Annotated in this window: 1 protein-coding gene; it reads right to left on the reverse strand. The window is 38.7% G+C overall.

Annotated elements, in window-relative coordinates; translation table 11 throughout:
• Positions 1–403: 403 nt before the first annotated feature.
• A complete protein-coding gene (locus tag TY49_RS02255) occupies positions 404–1,678 on the reverse strand; it encodes an IS110 family RNA-guided transposase (RefSeq protein ID WP_041964283.1) in 1,275 nt (424 codons plus the stop codon).
• Positions 1,679–1,790 lie beyond the last annotated feature (112 nt).

The raw sequence follows: 1,790 nt of genomic DNA on the forward strand, positions 1-1,790 counted from the left end.
CTCCCTCAGTTAGATACGATTATCTCTCGAATACTCACTTATTCGCAGGATTTCAAATCACTTGAAAGAATAGTAGGGGATTGATTGAATGAGTTTGAACATTATGGCTACAAGAAGGCGTACTTTAATAAAGGATTTAATGCTAAATCCAATGATTTCCATATAATGTACGTTTTCTCCACGCTACCCTTGGAGGTTTTCACTCCCATGTCTCAACGGGTCAAATGCCCTCTCATTCCTTCGTTACACCTATCCAAGTGGTAGAGGCCGGTCTTTCTAAAGGAACGGGTCGGAGCCCTTTTGTTCAATAAATCCGGTACTCGTACTTTCTTTGAGTCCTGCGAATAAGTCAGTATTCGAAAGGTATTAAATCTAAAGTGTTTCTTTAATTATCAACTAAACGTTAGGCAGCTATTGGTGAAATCGATTGGATCTTCTCGGAACGATAAGAATCATTCTTTCTGGCCATTCCTACTAATACTCTGGCGAGTTTATGGATTAATTTCATTATTGATTTCATTTTCTTCATCTTCTTCACATTAACATTATTGGCGTGCAGCTCTTTAAAATCAGGGTTGTTCATGACAAGACTCATTGTCGCTAAATACAAAAACCGCCGTAAACGAGATCTGCCACGCTTAGAAAGGACAATTTGTCCTTTCCATTTACCTGAACTGGCCTCTGAAAGATGTAATCCAGCATGGCGCAATAGAGAATTACCATGCGCAAAATCACTGAGGTCACCTGATTCTCCAAGAATGCCTGCAAGTGCAATTTCACTAATTCCTTTGATGGCAAGCAAATTTCTTGCGAAAGGAATTTGTTTAAGTAGGGAAGTGACTTCTTGTTCAACTCGTTCAAGTTGCACAGTGGCTAAATCAAACTCTTCAATTAACTGTTCCAAGTGTAGTTTATAAGCTTCGAGTGCTTGTCGAGTGCCGACTGAATGCACAGCTAATTCAATTAACGCTTGTGCTTTTTTTATCCCAGGTTGTCTTTTCATTTGGGATTTCCAGCCTTCAACGATATCGACTGCTTTCATGGAGCGAAGTTCAAGTGGTGTCGGGAATAGGCGAAGAGTCGCCATAGCTCCTTTGCCTTTAACATCTTTGAATACCTGTCGAAGTTCTGGAAAAACAATATCGACCCAACGGTTGATTTGATTGATGGCACTAACAAGTCTCTTAACCGTCATATCACGGTTAGACATTAAAACTCTTAGTTTTTCAAAGGTCTCAGAACTATGACGAATAAAGGAATAATAACCATTCTTGACCATATCAGCGATGACGAGAGCATCTTTTTTATCACTTTTCGATCGGCTATTATCACGGTTTTCTTTATTCTTTTTGACGAGATGAGGGTTTACAGTTACTGCTTCAATGTCTTGGTCATAAAGCCATTTTGAAAGGTTAATCCAGTAATGTCCTGTAGGTTCCATCCCAACGATAGTGGAAGCAAATCCTCTTAAGGTTTTTAACTGGTTTATCCACTGTAGTAATTTAGCAAAACCTTCTTCATTATTTTCAAATGTAAGTGGATCTCCGACTATTATTCCACGGAAATTCACAGCTCTAGCTACGTGTAATTCTTGTGCAATATCCACACCAACCACAAGGTGGCTATCTGAAATTCTTTCTATTAGTTGATTTTGTTTGTCCTGCATTTTAAACTTCATAGTAAGGGTTCCTCCTAGGGTTTTGAGTTAGAGTGGTGTCTATACTCATATCTTACTGAGGGACCTTATTTTTTTCAAAGTTGAGAATTAGCTCTCTACAGGAATTCTAAAA

Source organism: Mesobacillus selenatarsenatis SF-1, from assembly GCF_000813125.1.
Taxonomy (GTDB): domain Bacteria; phylum Bacillota; class Bacilli; order Bacillales; family Cytobacillaceae; genus Mesobacillus; species Mesobacillus selenatarsenatis.